This window comes from Empedobacter sp. UBA5036, from assembly GCF_002415215.1.
Classification (GTDB): domain Bacteria; phylum Bacteroidota; class Bacteroidia; order Flavobacteriales; family Weeksellaceae; genus Empedobacter; species Empedobacter falsenii_B.
Genome location: NZ_DICC01000056.1, coordinates 51,854 through 67,756, shown reverse-complemented (window position 1 = coordinate 67,756; position 15,903 = coordinate 51,854). Strand labels below are relative to the sequence as shown.

Annotated in this window: 13 protein-coding genes; 3 read left to right on the top strand and 10 right to left on the bottom strand. The window is 31.7% G+C overall.

Going from position 1 to position 15,903, the window contains the following annotated elements; genetic code table 11:
* Nucleotides 1–27 precede the first annotated feature (27 nt).
* The 5 genes from B4J88_RS10600 to B4J88_RS10580 all read right to left on the bottom strand — a co-directional run bounded on the left by B4J88_RS10600 (nt 28) and on the right by B4J88_RS10580 (nt 6,182).
* Nucleotides 28–1,335: a DUF2268 domain-containing putative Zn-dependent protease gene (locus B4J88_RS10600; RefSeq protein WP_291067614.1), complete on the bottom strand. Its 1,308-nt coding sequence runs from the start codon at nt 1,333–1,335 to the stop codon at nt 28–30.
* Nucleotides 1,336–1,469: 134 nt separating this feature from the next.
* Nucleotides 1,470–3,041: a DHA2 family efflux MFS transporter permease subunit gene (locus B4J88_RS10595; RefSeq protein WP_125349612.1), complete on the bottom strand. Its 1,572-nt coding sequence runs from the start codon at nt 3,039–3,041 to the stop codon at nt 1,470–1,472.
* Nucleotides 3,042–3,062: 21 nt separating this feature from the next.
* Entirely contained in the window at nt 3,063–4,256 is a 1,194-nt protein-coding gene (locus tag B4J88_RS10590) for an HlyD family secretion protein (protein ID WP_038332984.1), read from the bottom strand.
* Nucleotides 4,257–4,267: 11 nt separating this feature from the next.
* A complete protein-coding gene (locus B4J88_RS10585; RefSeq protein WP_052217631.1) occupies nt 4,268–5,563 on the bottom strand; it encodes a TolC family protein in 1,296 nt (431 codons plus the stop codon).
* Nucleotides 5,553–6,182, bottom strand: coding sequence for a TetR/AcrR family transcriptional regulator (locus B4J88_RS10580; protein WP_219033728.1), 630 nt, complete (start codon nt 6,180–6,182; stop codon nt 5,553–5,555). The genes B4J88_RS10585 and B4J88_RS10580 overlap by 11 nt, the downstream gene beginning before the upstream one ends.
* A 105-nt stretch (nt 6,183–6,287) precedes the next feature.
* On the opposite strand from B4J88_RS10580, the gene B4J88_RS10575 reads away from it, so the two are divergent.
* The 3 genes from B4J88_RS10575 to B4J88_RS10565 all read left to right on the top strand — a co-directional run bounded on the left by B4J88_RS10575 (nt 6,288) and on the right by B4J88_RS10565 (nt 9,114).
* Complete coding sequence (locus tag B4J88_RS10575; protein ID WP_291067611.1) at nt 6,288–7,559, top strand: DUF2851 family protein; 1,272 nt, start codon at nt 6,288–6,290, stop codon at nt 7,557–7,559.
* The gene (locus B4J88_RS10570) at nt 7,560–7,781 is read left to right on the top strand and encodes a PspC family transcriptional regulator (RefSeq protein WP_125349608.1); all 222 of its coding nucleotides are present in this window, start codon (nt 7,560–7,562) and stop codon (nt 7,779–7,781) included.
* Nucleotides 7,782–7,914: 133 nt separating this feature from the next.
* Nucleotides 7,915–9,114 carry a helix-hairpin-helix domain-containing protein gene (locus tag B4J88_RS10565; protein WP_219033727.1) on the top strand — a complete coding sequence of 400 codons (1,200 nt, stop codon included), beginning with the start codon at nt 7,915–7,917 and terminating at the stop codon, nt 9,112–9,114.
* A gap of 81 nt (nt 9,115–9,195) precedes the next feature.
* On the opposite strand, the gene B4J88_RS10560 is transcribed toward B4J88_RS10565, so the two are convergent.
* The 5 genes from B4J88_RS10560 to B4J88_RS10540 all read right to left on the bottom strand — a co-directional run bounded on the left by B4J88_RS10560 (nt 9,196) and on the right by B4J88_RS10540 (nt 15,708).
* Nucleotides 9,196–12,108, bottom strand: coding sequence for a M16 family metallopeptidase (locus B4J88_RS10560; protein WP_115001672.1), 2,913 nt, complete (start codon nt 12,106–12,108; stop codon nt 9,196–9,198).
* Nucleotides 12,109–12,179: 71 nt separating this feature from the next.
* Nucleotides 12,180–12,557 (bottom strand): fluoride efflux transporter CrcB, encoded by a 378-nt coding sequence (gene crcB, locus B4J88_RS10555; RefSeq protein ID WP_125349605.1) that lies wholly within the window; start codon nt 12,555–12,557, stop codon nt 12,180–12,182.
* A complete protein-coding gene (locus tag B4J88_RS10550) occupies nt 12,557–12,763 on the bottom strand; it encodes a hypothetical protein (protein ID WP_125349604.1) in 207 nt (68 codons plus the stop codon). Before B4J88_RS10550 ends, crcB begins: the two co-directional genes overlap by 1 nt.
* Nucleotides 12,764–12,833: 70 nt before the next feature.
* Complete coding sequence (locus B4J88_RS10545; protein ID WP_125349603.1) at nt 12,834–14,402, bottom strand: NAD(P)/FAD-dependent oxidoreductase; 1,569 nt, start codon at nt 14,400–14,402, stop codon at nt 12,834–12,836.
* A 112-nt stretch (nt 14,403–14,514) separates the two neighbouring features.
* Nucleotides 14,515–15,708, bottom strand: coding sequence for an aminopeptidase C (locus B4J88_RS10540; RefSeq protein WP_291067608.1), 1,194 nt, complete (start codon nt 15,706–15,708; stop codon nt 14,515–14,517).
* Between the last annotated feature and the right edge of the window lie 195 nt (nt 15,709–15,903).

The following is a 15,903-nucleotide window of genomic DNA, read 5'->3' as shown; positions in this document are numbered from 1 at the left end:
AGTTTTTGGTACAGTGTCTTCAAAAACCTAATTAGAAGTTTCAAATTCTATCAAATAATTTTTTAGAGGGTAATTAGTTGTATTTCTAAAATTACTTGTAATCATAAACTGATATTTTTTATTTGGTTCTAATTCTACACTAATTGTCCAACTTTTATTATCATTTGACCAATATCTTTTCTTGAAATCACTTTTAGGAAATGCGGCTTCACCTAATTCACCATAATCTACTCCAGTATTAAATCCATTTAGAGGTTCAGAAAAATTGATGGTAATCTCTTTTGTTTTGGGATCAACATTTTTACTGTAATTGTTAAATTGTTTTATTCCAAGAACAGTAGGTCTTTTGCTTTCAAAATCTTTTTGAAGTTCTTCTAATGATTTAGAAAAATAATTTGATTTAGTTACATAATCTTCAATAACAGCTTCGTTTGCATAATCTAATTCGATTAATTCTTTTATTGCATTTTGTTTATTATTCGCTTGATTGTAATAGTTTTCAGCCATCTGATAACCGACATAATAACCTAAATCTCTTACACCAAACTCATTTGGAGAATCTCCCCAAAGCCATTTGTTTAAATTATTAAGAGTAAACATTTCTTGTTCAAATCGTGCTCTTACTTTTTCGTTATTCTTCTTACCATAAGCTATTGCAGGAGCTACCGATGGTACATTCATTGCTTTTGTGGAGACAAATTCTGCAATACCTTCGTAAATAACATTAGAAAGAAGATTGTTTGCTGGTAATTTTTGTTGTGTATGTACATACTCATGCGCATTTAATAATATTAAATTATTAATCGGTTCGCTATCAAAATACAAACGTCTTGAGTTGCGTTGATTTTCAGGAAATTCGTCTGTAATGGTATTTTTATCCGTCATCGCAATTTCGCTTCCAATCAAAACACTTCCATCTTTTATTGTTCCATTTGTACGTAATGCACCAATTGTAAAGTAAATATTAGCTGGTTTTAATTCAGGATAAATCAATCGGAGTTTTTTAATTCCTTTATTCAAATCTTTTGATAGATTCTTAGACTTTAAGGTATTTTTTCGAACCGAATTCCAGAATTTAGGATAAGTATTAATTGCATTGATATAATCTTTTTCGGTATAATTTCTTGCTTCTCTAATTAATTTTAAACCTTCTGTTCCTTTTGATAAATACTCGTCATTTAGATATTTATATTGCAATACAGAATCTTTTGTTTGAGTGATTTTATCATAAGCAGTCCAAAAATTATCCACGTCTGATGTATAAACTTTTTGCGCATTGACAGAAAAAGAAAAGAGGAAATAAGCTGTAATAGATGTTAATATAGAGTTTTTCATAAATAGTATTAAGTTTCTAAAGTAATCTATTTCTGATAAATAAAAATAAATAATTCAACAAAAAATCCATCTCAAGAACTGAGATGGATTTTACATTTATAAAAAACCTGAAATACTAAAAATAATTATTCTTATTAATGTCCTGCACTGATTACTTTACCTGCTCCTTTTTTGATAAAGAACAAAATAAACGGAATACAGATTAGGAAAACTACACCCAAATACAAGAAAACATCCATGTACGTTAATACAGTTGCTTGTTTAGTAACTTGTAAATCGAGTAGGTTGTAGGCTTTGTTTAATGCTTCATTTGGGGCAAAACCTTTACTCACGAAGCTCATTTGTAAATTTTGAATATGTTTTTGTACATCAAAATCGGATGTATCAAGATGCGAAACTAAATTTGTTCGGTGTCCAACTGTCCAACGAGAAATAAATGTTGTAATAATCGCGATACCAAAAGATCCTCCTAACTGACGCATCATACCTGTAAAGGCAGCTCCTTCACCAATTTGTTGCCCTTTCAAGCTCGAAAGTGAAAGTGTGGTAACAGGTACAAATAATAATCCCAATCCAACTCCACGTACAATTAATGGCCAGAAGAAATGCTCTGAACCTGTGTCTGGTGTTAAGATTTTGTATGACCAAAAACTGTAACAGAAAAAGATAAAGAATCCTCCTGCAACCATATATTTTGGTGGTACACCTTTTTGTAACATTGTTGCGATGATTGGCATCATGAAAGCAGTCATCAACGATGAAGGAATTAATAATAAACCTGCATCAGTTGCAGTCCATCCTAAGATTGATTGTGTATAAATTGGAATAACGAATGTCGATCCATATAATCCAAATCCTAAGATGAAGGATAAAATAGTACCAACTGCTAAGTTACTATCTTTCAGTACACGTAAATTTACAATTGGATGTTTGAAAACTAATTCTCGCCAAACAAATAAAATGAATCCGAAGAAACTTGCAATACTCAAGGTTACAATTGTCGAATCTGAGAACCAGTCGTCTTGTTGTCCGTGTTCTAACACATATTGTAACGATCCAACTGCAATGGCTAACAAAATAATTCCCAAGAAATCGACTTGGCTTAGTTTTGATTTTTCTGCATATTTTGGACTGCGAACAAATGATATCGTTAACAATACTGCAATAATCCCGATCGGAATATTGATGTAAAATATATATGGCCAAGACCAATTATCAATAATATAACCTCCCAAAGGCGGACCAAGCGTAGGACCAACGATAACTCCCATTCCGTAGATTGCTTGCGCTAAACCACGTTTTTCGGGTGGATAACTTTCGGTAATAATAGTTTGCGAAGTTACCAACAGCGCTCCACCACCAAGTCCTTGAATAAATCGGAACAAGATAATTTCCCACAATGTTGTTGCATTTCCACAAAGAAATGAGGCAACTGTAAAAATGATAATCGAAGCCGCAAAATAATTGCGTCGTCCAAATTGTTGCGACAACCAGCTGGTCATCGGCACTACAATTACGTTGGCAATTGCGTAAGCGGTAACCACCCACGCAATATCAGTTAAAGAGACACCCAAACTACCTTTCATGTCGTTCATTGCAACGTTAACAATTGTTGTATCAACAATCTCTAACAATGCACACATGATGGCGGTAATGGTGATGATTACACGTCTTGCACCATATTCAACTAAATTATTTTCTTCCATAATTTTTCTGAATAGGTGTTATTACTTTGCAGAAGTATTCGATTTTAAAAGAATATCAGCTTCCACGTTCATACCAGGACGAATCATTTTCAACATTTCGTCTTTTTGATCGATAAATTCGATTTTAATAGGAAGACGTTGAACTGTTTTTACGAAGTTACCAGACGCATTATCTGGAGGTAATAACGCAAATTTAGCACCAGTTGCAGGAGATAAAGACGTTACTTTCGCTTTGAATTCGTGGTTTGGATATGCATCTACTTTGATGATGGCTTCTTGTCCAACTCTAATTTTTTCTAATTGAGTTTCTTTGTAATTTGCCACAACCCAAATATTATTTGTTGTCACAATATTAAACAAAGATTGACCAGCTTGAACCAATTGTCCTGGTTGTAAATTAATTTTAGAAACTTGTCCATCTTCAGCTGCAATTACATACGTATAAGACAAATATAATTTTGCATTATCGATGTTTGTTTTGCTTTGACCAATTGCTGCTTCCGCAACTTTAATTTGTGCTTTTGAAGCATCAGCTTGTGCTTTCGAAGTGTTCACTTGTTTTGCTGTAGCTTGCGCTTGTTTTGCTGTAGAAGCTAATTGAGCACGAGAAACACCTAATTGTTCTTGTACAATTCGCAATTGCTTTTCAGCTGTTTCTTTTGCTGCTAAAGCTTGCTCGTATTGTTGTTTTGTGATCGATTGATTTTGGTATAATTTATTGTAACGATCAAAATCATTTTTCGTTCTCCAAACTTGTACTTTTGCTGCTTCTACATTTGCTTGAGCTGTATTAACACTTGCTTGAGCTGTTTCGATTGTTGTATTTGCTGCAACTGCACCAGCTTCTGTCACTCCAATAGCTGCACCAGCTTGAGAAACACCTGCGTGAGCAACTCCTAATTGACCTTCTGCTTGTAATAGAGCATCTTGCGATTGTTGCAATTTCAAGGCAAATTCAGATCCATCCAAAACAACTAATGTATCACCTTTGTGAACCATTTGGTTATCTTCTACTAAAATCTTCTGAATGTATCCTGAAACTTTAGGTATAACAGGTGTTATTTTTGATTCAATTTGTGCATCATCAGTAATTTCGTGCGCTTGTCCGTGTAAATATTTATAAACTCCATATCCACCTCCAAGGATGATTAATGCTCCTAAAACGATGATAAATTTTGAATTTATTTTTTTCTTTTCTTGATTATTTTCTTCCATATCGAGAGGTGTTATTGTACGTTTTCTAATAAAATTCCTGTAGTATAGTAATATTCGTAGATCGCTAATTGTTCGTCAGCATCTCCGACAACTTGATTGATTTTTGCTTGCAATTGTTGTACATCCGCTTCTAATAAATCGTCTGTATCAGCCAATCCGTTGTCATTTTTATCTTTTACAATTCTGTAGTTTTCGTTCGCTTGTTCTACAGCTTCTTTGTAAACATTATTTTTCTTTTTTGCTAAATCATACTTTTGAAAAGCTTCGTTCATTTCAACTTTAGCTTTATCAATTGTCGTTTCTTTTTGCATCTCATTTTCTAATTTCTGAGCTTTTGCAATTTCAACTTCTGCTTTATTTTTATACAAAGAAGATAAATCATATTTCAATCCGACACCAACATTTGTTGCATTTGTAACCGAAGCAACTTTATCAATATCCATCGCAATATATCCAGCTGAAACCGCTAATTGAGGGTAATAAGCTGCTTTCGCAATTTTGATTTGACTATCAGCAATCTGATTTTTTACATCATATGATTTAATATCTGTACGATTGACGTAATCTTGAGAATTTTGATTGATGGTTTTCAAGGTTTCTACATTATCAACATGAACGATTTTACTTTCGTCTTGTCCAGTCAATAAATTCAATCGGTAATTGATGTTTTTGTATTGCGTTTCGGCTTCATCAATTGCAACTTGCACATTCGATGCTTGCAATTTTGCTCTCAACAAATCATTTCTCGCGATGATTCCGTTATCCAAAAAGTTTTGAAAATCTTTCACACGTTGATTTGCTCTCACTAAGTTTTCATTCAACACATCGATAGAACGTTGCGTTTTGTACAATCCAAAATATAAATTAATAGCTTGCCAAACCACATTTTCTTTTGTTGCTTCGATTTGTAAGTTTGATAAATCAACCATTAATTCATTGCTTTTGATTGCATTTTTAATTTTAAATCCAGCAAAAACAGGAACAGAAGCACTTGCTTGTCCTAATAATAATTGGTTCGGTTCAACTCCCATTCCTCCACCAGAAGATTGCATCGGAAGTTTGATGTCTACATTTGTTGTCGTAAACAAATGCATATATTGTCCACTCAACGAAATGTCTGGTAAACGATTGTTTTTCGCGCTTTGTACTTTATACTCACTTGTATTTTTAGCAGCTTCGGCAACTTTCACAGATTTGTTGTTCTGCAAACTTTGTTGAATAACTTCCTGCAAAGAAACGTTGGTTTCCTGCGCATGAGCGAAAGTAGCAACAACTAAACAAATCGGTAAGAAAATTTTATTTTTCATCGTATAGTAAAATTGCTTTTAAAGAATCTATTAAATAAGGGTAATATTCTTCGTGAATATGTTCTGTAAACTCTTCATGAGAAGATAATCCCCATTGTTTCATATATGTTTTTTCGTTCAAAATCAAATAAGATGTTCCGCCAATAACTACCATTACAACAGCTTCGGCAGGAGCTTTTCGTTTAAAAACGCCTTCAGAATATCCTTCACTAATAATGTTAGTGATATATTCTAAATTTTTCGTTTTTAACTCATTGACTTTACAATCAATTTCTAAAATTGAATCTCTTTTCGAATATTCTCTTGCCATAATTCCATGAAATTCAGGTTTATCTAAAATTCTATTCAAATAAGCTTTTAGGATTGACTGTAACTTTTCAAATGGAGAAAGTGTCGAATTTTGAGAAATCGAGGCCAATGATTCATTGAAAGTTGTGATACGCCAACTAAATAAATTCTCGACCAATTTATCTTTTGATCCAAAATAATAGCTAATCATCGCAATGTTAATGTTTGCTTCTTTTGCAATTTCTCGAACACTTGCAGCATCAATTCCTCGTCTTCCAAAAACTCGTTCAGCCGCGCCCAAAATTTCTATTTGCTTCTCACTTAATTTCATCTTATAAAAATTGAACGTGCAAAGTTAAACAAACGTTTAATTAATTTAAAAAAAATAAGTATTTATTTTAATGATTTTTTATAATTCATTGATTAACTTTTGTCTATGAAAGAAATTTTTCTACATCATATATGGAAATTGAATCAATTTTCACATCAAAGCTTACAAACTTTTCATGGAGATTTCATTGAAATTGTGAAAGTTGGAAAGTTAAACCATCATGCTGGGCCAGATTTTTTGGAAGCAGAAATCATCATTGGCGATAAATTGTGGATTGGAAGTGTCGAAATGCATGTCAATTCTTCGGATTGGAATTTTCATCAACATTCAAATGATTTATCGTATCAAAATGTGATTTTGCATGTTGTATGGAATCACGATTGTGAAGTTGATATTTTGCGTCAACGTAATGTACAAACTTTGATTTTACAAGATTTTGTAAAACCGGAAATTGTTTTTAATTATCAAAATATTATTAATTCTAAGTTGGATAAAATTTATTGTGAAGAATTTTTAGATTCAATTGATTTGAAGCAATTTTCTTTTTGGTTTGAACGAATTTTAATCGAACGTTTCGAAGAAAAAACAAACGATATTGTACAAATTTTAGAACACAATAATTCCAATTGGGAAGAAACATTGTTCAAAAGTTTGGCAAAGAATTTTGGATTAAAAGTTAATGTAGAAACTTTTGAGATTTGGGCAAATTCTTTTCCGTTCAAAGTTTTGCAAAAAATACAATTTAATGCCCAAAAAGTTGAAGCCTTGTTTTTTGGACAAGCTGGATTTTTAGAAGAAAATTATGAAAATGATTATTCTAAGCAATTAAAAAACGAATATCAATTCCTGAAAAATAAATATCAATTAGAATCAATTGAAAATAGTTTGTTCCGATTTTCGAAAATGCGACCAATTGGTTTTCCGACGATTCGTTTGGCGCAATTAGCATCGATTTATGTGAATTATCAAAGTTTGTTTTCTGAAATTATTCAGCCAAAAAATTTGAAAGAATTTTATAAAATCTTCGAAAATTTGGAATTAAATTCTTTTTGGGAAACGCATTATACATTTAAGAACGAATCAAAATTTCAACTCAAAAATCTTTCAAAAGATAAAATAAATAATTTGCTCATCAATTCTATTATTCCGATTCGTTATGCTTTTGAGCGACAAAAAGATGAGGTAGAAATTGATTTTTATTTGGATTTATTAAATGAAATGGAAGCGGAAAATAACTCGATTTTAGATGAATTTGAACGAATTGGTTTTGAAAATAAAACCGCAAAAGATTCTCAACAATTAATTCAACTTAAAAAAAGATATTGCTCCGAAAAAAAATGTTTAAATTGCGCTATCGGACAACAAATTTTACGTTAAATGAAAGATCAAATTAGGAATTTTACCGAAACAGAATGGTTTAATGTGATTTCGCGATTTGCAGACAAATTGGGAATTCGCGTTGCAAAATTACGTTTGATTTTCATTTATTTAACCTTTGCAACTTTCGGTTTAACCTTTATTGGTTATTTTATTATGTTATTCTTTTTTTGGGTAAAAGATTGTTTTGTTATCAAACGAAAATCGGTTTTTGATTTGTAAAAAATATTTACAAATACTTAAAACCTTTTATTAATTTTAGATTTCTTAATTTGTTAAATATTTGATGGTTATGTCGTTTTCGATATCGTGAGTGTTTGATAAGGATATTATTTTCACTTCTTTTCCAACCAAGATGAAATATTTAAAAAAATCTACTTTTTACCTGAATAAATCGCAAAGATTTGGCTTGTATTTATTATTTGTTTTGATTTTGTTATTTGAGATTTTTCAACATATTTCAGTTGAAAAAGAAACATATCAATTATCAGAAGCAGATAAAGCTTTGCTAGCAAATTATCAAAAAACTCCGAAAAATTATACATTTAATTCTACTTCAAATAAACAAGTAAAAGATTCAATCAAACCCTTTAACCCAAACGAATTATCTTTAGAAGATTGGATGAATTTAGGGTTTTCGGAACGTCAAGCCGAAGTCATTTTGAAATATAAAGGAATTGTTGGCGGAGAATTTACATCGAAAGAACAGCTTAAGAAATGTTATGTTATCGATGAAGGAAAGTATAATGAATTAGCTCCTTTTGTTCTTTTACCAGAACAATCTAAATCGAGTTTTATAGATTATTCATCACCAAAAACTAAAATAGTTTACAAAAATTTCAATCCAAATGATTTGCCACAACAAGGCTGGGAAAAACTTGGTTTTTCGCCAAAACAGGCAGAAATAATCATGAAATATAAACAGATTGTTGGAGGAAAGTTTACCTCGAAAGAGCAATTGAGGAAATGTTTTGTGATTGATGATGCGAAATATGCAGAGATGAAAACGTATATTTTGTTACCAGAAAAATCAAAGGAAGATGAAAAAAATGAGAAAAAACAAAGTGGCAAAAAGATTCAATATGTAAAATTTAATCCAAATAGTTATTCTGAAAATGATTGGCAAAAAATAGGTTTTTCGTCTAAACAAGCTGCTTCAATTATGAAATATAAAAATATTTTGGGAGGTCAGTTTAAATCGAAAGAACAATTGAAAAAATGTTATATGATTTCGGATGAAAAATATGCAGAAATGGAATCTTATATTGATTTACCTGAAAATGTAATTTATAAAGCTGAGCAGCCAAAAGTTGAACAGTCAAAAAGTGAAGATAAAGTAGCAGAAAAAATAGAAATAAAAGGTAAGTTTAATCCAAATAATTTGAGTCATGAGGATTGGATAAAACTCGGTTTCACAGAGAAACAAGTAAATACGATTCTTAATTTTAAACGTTCGTTAGGTGGGAGTTTTAAAGATGCAAAAACATTGAAAAGATGTTATGCAATAAGTGAAGAAAAGTTTATGGAAATTGAGCCTTATTTGGTGTTTGAGTGATTTCATTCATTGGTTAGTTTTTAAAATAAACGCGTTGTAGGATTTCCTAAACGCGTTTATTTGTTTTTATGTGTTTGATTATTAGTAGTTAAACAACTCTTCTAACGTTAATTCTTTTACTTGTCCAAGTTTTTCAACAGATGGCCAATCTAAGTTTTCTTTCTTACCAATTAAACCAACATTGAAGTTTTGACCTTTGATATGTTTTTGGAAAAATTGATCCAATTGATCTAATGTTAATTTAGATGTTTGATCGTAAATATCTTTATTGATATCATAATTTAGACCTTTATCTTGTAATGATAACCAATAAAAGAACACATTTGCTTTTGTATAACGACTTGTAGCGATTTGCTTAAGTGCTGCTTGCTTAGAATTATTGAATTGATTTTCTGCTTTTGGCATATTATTCATTAATTCTTTCATTGCGTCAACAGCTTGTGGCAATTTGTTTGCTTGTGTTCCAATTACAGCTCTTACATAATTGTAATTATCTTTTTTATTTGCATTAATGTAATAAGAACCAGCAGAATAAGCCAATGATTTAGACTCGCGAATTTCTTGGAAAACGATAGATGACAAACCTCCACCAAAATACTCATTGAAAATTCCTGTAGATGTCAACAAAGTTGGATCATATTTAGTATCACGAGCAAAGAAATTAATTTCCGCTTGTACCATATCGTAAGGAGCAAAATATACTTTGCCATCTGTAGCTGGTTGTGGATATTCTTTTTTCTTAGGATAATCTAAATTTTTCCCGAAATTATGATTTTGTTCAATTGCTTTTTTCGTTTCCGCTTCATTATTTCCGTAATAGAAAATCTGGTGCTTGTAATTAAAGAAATCTTTGATGATTTGCGTTAATTCTTTTGGATCAATAGCTTTCAAATCAGCTTCAGAAATAATATCTCTCGAGCGATTATTTGGTCCATATTGCGCATAAGTGTTCAACAAAGAAGAAATCACGTTTTTGTTCTTTTTTGAATTTTCTCTTGATTTCAAGATTGTTTTCACATATTCTTGGTAAGATTCATTATTTGCAACGGCATCACTTAAAAGATGTTCAAATAATTTGATTCCGCTTGTTAAGTTCTTTTGTAAACCTGTGATATAAACAGAAGTTCTTTCTGTACCAGGATTAACTCCATAATCAACACCAATTTTATAAAACTCTTTTTTCAAGTTTTCTGGCGAATATTTGGACGTTCCTAAATAATTTAAGTAATTAATCGCTAAACCAAGCTTTTTGTTATTGTCTGATCCCATATCCGCGATATAGTAAACAGAGCTAATATCGTTTGTCTTGTTCTGAATCGAAGTGAATTTTGCATTCTTGATTTTACTTTCGTTCAATTCTTTTTTGAAGTCAACAAAAACTGGTTTAATCTCACTTGATTTAATCTTCATGAAATCTTTGTACCAAGTAGATTCAGCATCACGATTCAATTGAATTGGCGTAATTCCAGGATTCGAAACACGTACCAAATCCTTGTTTTCACCTTGACGTTTGTAAACAATTACATAATTATTCGTATAATTATTCTTTGCAAAGTCCATTAGTTCTTGCTTTGTTACACGACCCATATCATCGTATTGATCGACAACTTCTGCCCAAGGAACATCATTGATATATGATTTGTACAAACTTGCTGCTAAAGAACGAGTATTTTCCCAGCTTTTCATACGAGATTTTCTTAAATCATTTACAACTGCTTCTATCATCCAATCATCAAATTCCCCTTTTTTGATTTTTTCAATCTGAGCAATTAATAAATCACGTACTTCTTCTAAACTTTGTCCCTGTTTTGGAGATCCAGAAAAAGAATGCATACCATAATCTCTAAAGAAAGAAGAAGAGCTTCCTGCTCCTAATGTTTTTTGCTGTTGATTGATATTTAAGTCGATTAATCCAGCTGTAGAATTACTTAAAATATAATCAATTAATGTTACATATTTTGCATCAGAACTTTTTGCTCCGTTAAAACGGTAAGCAAACTGAACACGTTCCGAAGATGGACTAAAAACTTCGCTTGTTACAATTGTTTTAATCGGCTCTTCTTTTGCAACATATTGTGCAGGAGCTGCTTTTGTAGCATAATTTCCAAAATATTTGTCAATCATTGGAACAGCCGTATCAAAATCGAAATCACCAATCAACATCACAGCCATATTGCTCGCTACATAATATTTATCGAAATAATTATGAATTGCAACCATTGATGGATTTTTTAAATGTTCTGAAGTTCCAATAGTTGTTTGTGTTCCGTAATGCGATTTTGGAAACAATGTTTCCATCATTTTATAAAAAACTAAACGTCCATCATTGTCTTGTGAACGATTAAATTCTTCGTAAACGGCTTCTAATTCAGTATGAAAAAGACGTAAAGTTAATTCACTAAAGCGCTCAGATTCTACTGTTAACCATTTCTCTAATTCATTATTCGGAATATTATTATGATAAATTGTTTCTTCTAAAGATGTATGTGCATTAGTTCCTGATGCTCCCAAAGATGAAATTAATTTATCGTATTCGTTTGCCACAGCATATTTGGATGCTTCTTGCGAAACTTGATCAATTTTTTTATAGATTTCTACTTTTTTTGCAGGATCTTTTTCTGCTTTGTGCTGTTCGTATAAATCTGAAATTTGTTGGATCAAAGGTTTTTCAACAGCCCAATTTTGTGTTCCAATTTTAGAAGTTCCTTTAAAAACCATATGCTCTAAGTAGTGAGCCAAACCAGTATTGTCTTCTGGATCGTTGTTAGAACCTGTTTTTACAGCTATATGAGTTTGGATTCTTGGTTCGTCTTTTATTTGAGCCAAATAGATTTTCAAACCATTTTTTAGCGTATAAATTCTTGTATTCGAAGGATCATTTTCTACCATTTCGTAGGTATATCCTTTATTGTCAGTTTTTTTCACTGTTTTTAATTGTGCGTGAGTAAATACAGAACCAAAAATGATTCCGCAGATCAAAATAGATTTCCTCATGTATTAATTTTTTAAGTTGCTTAAAAGTAATACATTAAAACGAATAAGAGAAAACTATTTTCGATATAGAGTTATTTTGTTAATCTAAAACCAATCATTGTAAAGAGTAAACCAATGAGTACACTCAAAAAAATATAAATAATTGGTGTGATGTAATTTTGTTGTTGAATTAAGTTGAAATTTTCATACGAAAAACTTGAAAATGTCGTGAAACCTCCACAAAATCCAGTTATCAGTAAAAAATTGAAATAGGTATTTCCTAAACCATTTTTGATTGAATATCCATATAAAGTGCCAATCAAAAAACAACCGATAATATTTGTCAAAAACGTAGCAAATGGAAAAGGTTGTGAATAATATTTTCCGATTCCGTACGAAATTAAAAATCTTGCAACACTACCAAAAGCGCCACCTAAACCGACAAATAGTATAGATTTTAAGAGATTCATTAAATTCTATTAACAATTTTAATTAAAGCTAAAAATAGTAAAATGATGAATGAAATAATTCCTAAAAAGAATAAACCTAATCCAAAATAAGCAATTGTAATTGTTCCAATATTCCAACCGATTAAGTTGATTGAATAACCTATCAAAATCAGTACTACTGAAATCAATAAAAATTTGAAATTATTTACTTTTTCTAAATTCATCATTCCTAAAGATGTGAAGCTAAAACAAGTTCAGCTTGACATCTGTATTTTATTTTGAGTATTAAATATAAAACTATTTTCCGATAAAATTCTTCACAGCAATTGCAACTTTTGCTCCGTCCATTGCGGCAGAAATAATTCCACCAGCGTAACCAGCTCCTTCAGCGCAAGGAAATAAACCAGCAACTTGCGTATGTTCTAAGGTTTCTTCATTTCTCGGAATACGAACAGGCGAAGAAGTTCTTGATTCTGTTGCCACAATATTTGCATTTTCGGTATAGTAACCATTCATTTTTTTACCAAATGTTTGGAAACCTAATTTCAAAGATTGATGAACTTCTTTTGGTAAAACTTCGCTCAATAAACCTGATGTTAAACCTGGTAAATAAGAACAATCGTTTAATGAATTGGATAATTTCCCTGAAACAAAATCAGTCATTCGTTGTGCGGGAGCTTTTAATTTACCTTCACCAACTTGCCACGCTTTTTGCTCGACCATTTGTTGAAACTTCATTCCACCCAAAGGTCCAGTAAAACCATATTTAGCAAAATCTTTTTCATCAACTGTTACAACCATTCCCGAGTTTGCAAAGAATCCGTCACGTTTAGAAGGTGACCAACCATTTACTACCAATTCTCCTTCGTCTGTAGATGCGGGCGCGATAATTCCACCGGGACACATACAAAAAGAGAAAACGCCGCGACCTGCTTCTTGAGAAACTAATGAATACGAGGCTGGCGGAAGAAATTCGTTGCGTTCTGTTCCGATTGGACAATGATATTGAGCAGAATCAATCAAACTTTGGTGATGTTCTACACGAACGCCTAATGCAAAAGGTTTTGCTTCGATTAAAACTTTCTTTTCATCTAACATTCTGAAAATATCACGAGCCGAATGTCCCGTTGCTAAGATCAAAGAAGAAGTTTTAATTTTTTTATCATGATTAATTTCAATTCCTTTGATTTGATTATTCTCGATGATAATATCCGTTAGTTTTGTATCAAACCAAACTTCACCACCACATTCGATAATTGCTTCGCGCATGTTGGCGATAATCCCAGGTAACTTATTTGTTCCGATATGTGGATGCGCTTCTTGTAAAATACGCTCTGTTGCACCGAAATGGACAAACCATTGCAATGATTTCAGAATGTTTCCACGTTTTGTAGAACGCGTATATAATTTTCCGTCCGAATAAGTTCCAGCGCCACCTTCGCCATAACAATAGTTTGATTCAGGATTTACTTTTCCTTCTTTATTCATCGCAGCTAAATCACGACGACGATCACGAACATTTTTACCACGCTCGATAATAATTGGTTTCAGACCTTGTTCTATTAATTCTAACGCAGCAAATAATCCAGCAGGACCAGCACCAGCAATATAAACTTCGTGTTTATTTTCTACATTTTGAAGATTTGGATGAAACTCGAAAGCATCAGAAAATTCTTCATTTACAAAAACATTGACTTGTAATTGGGAAATAATATTTCGGCTTCGCGCATCTAATGAGCGACGAATAATTTGGTAAGCATTGATATTCTCCGGTTTTGTTTTAACAGCAGATGCTAAACGTTGTTTCAAAATTTTCTCGTTTGCAGCTTCTGTAGGAGAAATTCGTATCGTTACATTTTGAGGCATATTTATTGACTAAAAATTAGACTGCAAAAGTACATCAAACCATTTGAAATATTCGTTTTTAAACAAAAAAAGCATTTCCGAAGAAATGCTTTTATTATGATTGTATCAGAAATTAAATTCCTAATTTTTTCAACGTTTGTTTTTGAACACCGTTTTTATGAACTAAAATATTTGTTGTTTTGTACTGAACAAAAGCTTTTGTTACATAAAGATATCCTTCGTAATCGTTAGTTAAACCCCAAGAGTTTTTCACAATGTAGTAATCTTTTCCGTTTTGATCTTTTGCAATACCAACAATGTGCATTCCGTGATCATCAGTCGTTTGATAATCATCAAAAGCAGCTTGACGCATATCTTCTGTAATCACTTTTTCTGGTTTTGGACCTTTGAACATATCTGCTTTTTGTTGTGCATTCATATCTGCAAAATCAACTTCTGGTACATAAGCCACACCATTTTTCCAGCTAAATCCTTTTTCAGAAACATCTGTTGCCCAAGCAACTGTAAATCCGTTTTTCAAAGCATAATCAATGTTATCAGTCATCTCTGTCATCGGAACATTGTAGAAAGATTCGTACGCCCAGTTATCAGGAATTGCTAATACAAACGGTTTGTAATAGTCGTGATCTTTGAAAGATGTAATCGCAACATAATCGTTTGGATTAATTCCTACCACTTGATCAGCAAATGTACGTGGTGTATATTTTTTTCCGTTGTATGTGAATTCTTTTGGATATTCTCCTAAATAGCTATCCAAAACAGCTGTATAGGCTTTCTCCCAGTTTGGTGTTAATTTACCATTTGGATTTGCAACAACCGCTTTCAAAACTCCTTCTTGAATGGCAGCCATTTCACCAAATTGATTAATTTTTGTTCCATAATTCAGACCTGTATAAGTTTCCGTTGGAACAGCTCCATATTTTTTGATTGTATTCAAAACATCATAGAAAGAACCTCCGTCACCTAAAGTTGTTGCACCATGCATACGTACATATTGTTTTCCTTTCTCAACATATGTATTTCTCGCATTGAAAATTGGAGACAATTGAATAGGTTGTTTTCCCATTCTTAACATTTCAGATTCGAAGAAAGAATTTCCTGAATATGACCAACAAGTTCCTGATGAACCTTGGTTTTCTACTGGAGTTTTAGCTAAATTGATAACATCAGTAAATTTGAAAGCTTCTTTACTATTTTCACTAACATTTTTGTTCAAAGAATTAACTAAATTGTCTTGTGCAGACACCAATTGAGCTGAAGCTAAAAATAAAGCTGAAGCTAAAACTGGATAAAAAATTTTACGCATTTTTAAATTTATTTTGTGTGAGTATTTTATAAGTAGCTAATTTCACGAAAATGTTAACAATAAACCTATAAAAATTTAAAGTTTTTTTAATAAAAATTCTTAGTATTCATTCACACAGTACGTTTGGTAAATTAAAACAGACTTGTTTGTGATAAAAGTTTCTTTACGGACATTACAAACAGATATGATTTAAAT

Coding starts and splice junctions, on each gene's coding strand:
- B4J88_RS10600 (WP_291067614.1), bottom strand. CDS start 1,335: ATGAAAAACTCTATATTAACATCTATTACAGCTTATTTCCTCTTTTCT.
- B4J88_RS10595 (WP_125349612.1), bottom strand. CDS start 3,041: ATGGAAGAAAATAATTTAGTTGAATATGGTGCAAGACGTGTAATCATC.
- B4J88_RS10590 (WP_038332984.1), bottom strand. CDS start 4,256: ATGGAAGAAAATAATCAAGAAAAGAAAAAAATAAATTCAAAATTTATC.
- B4J88_RS10585 (WP_052217631.1), bottom strand. CDS start 5,563: ATGAAAAATAAAATTTTCTTACCGATTTGTTTAGTTGTTGCTACTTTC.
- B4J88_RS10580 (WP_219033728.1), bottom strand. CDS start 6,182: ATGAAATTAAGTGAGAAGCAAATAGAAATTTTGGGCGCGGCTGAACGA.
- B4J88_RS10575 (WP_291067611.1), top strand. CDS start 6,288: ATGAAAGAAATTTTTCTACATCATATATGGAAATTGAATCAATTTTCA.
- B4J88_RS10570 (WP_125349608.1), top strand. CDS start 7,560: ATGAAAGATCAAATTAGGAATTTTACCGAAACAGAATGGTTTAATGTG.
- B4J88_RS10565 (WP_219033727.1), top strand. CDS start 7,915: ATGAAATATTTAAAAAAATCTACTTTTTACCTGAATAAATCGCAAAGA.
- B4J88_RS10560 (WP_115001672.1), bottom strand. CDS start 12,108: ATGAGGAAATCTATTTTGATCTGCGGAATCATTTTTGGTTCTGTATTT.
- crcB (WP_125349605.1), bottom strand. CDS start 12,557: ATGAATCTCTTAAAATCTATACTATTTGTCGGTTTAGGTGGCGCTTTT.
- B4J88_RS10550 (WP_125349604.1), bottom strand. CDS start 12,763: ATGATGAATTTAGAAAAAGTAAATAATTTCAAATTTTTATTGATTTCA.
- B4J88_RS10545 (WP_125349603.1), bottom strand. CDS start 14,402: ATGCCTCAAAATGTAACGATACGAATTTCTCCTACAGAAGCTGCAAAC.
- B4J88_RS10540 (WP_291067608.1), bottom strand. CDS start 15,708: ATGCGTAAAATTTTTTATCCAGTTTTAGCTTCAGCTTTATTTTTAGCT.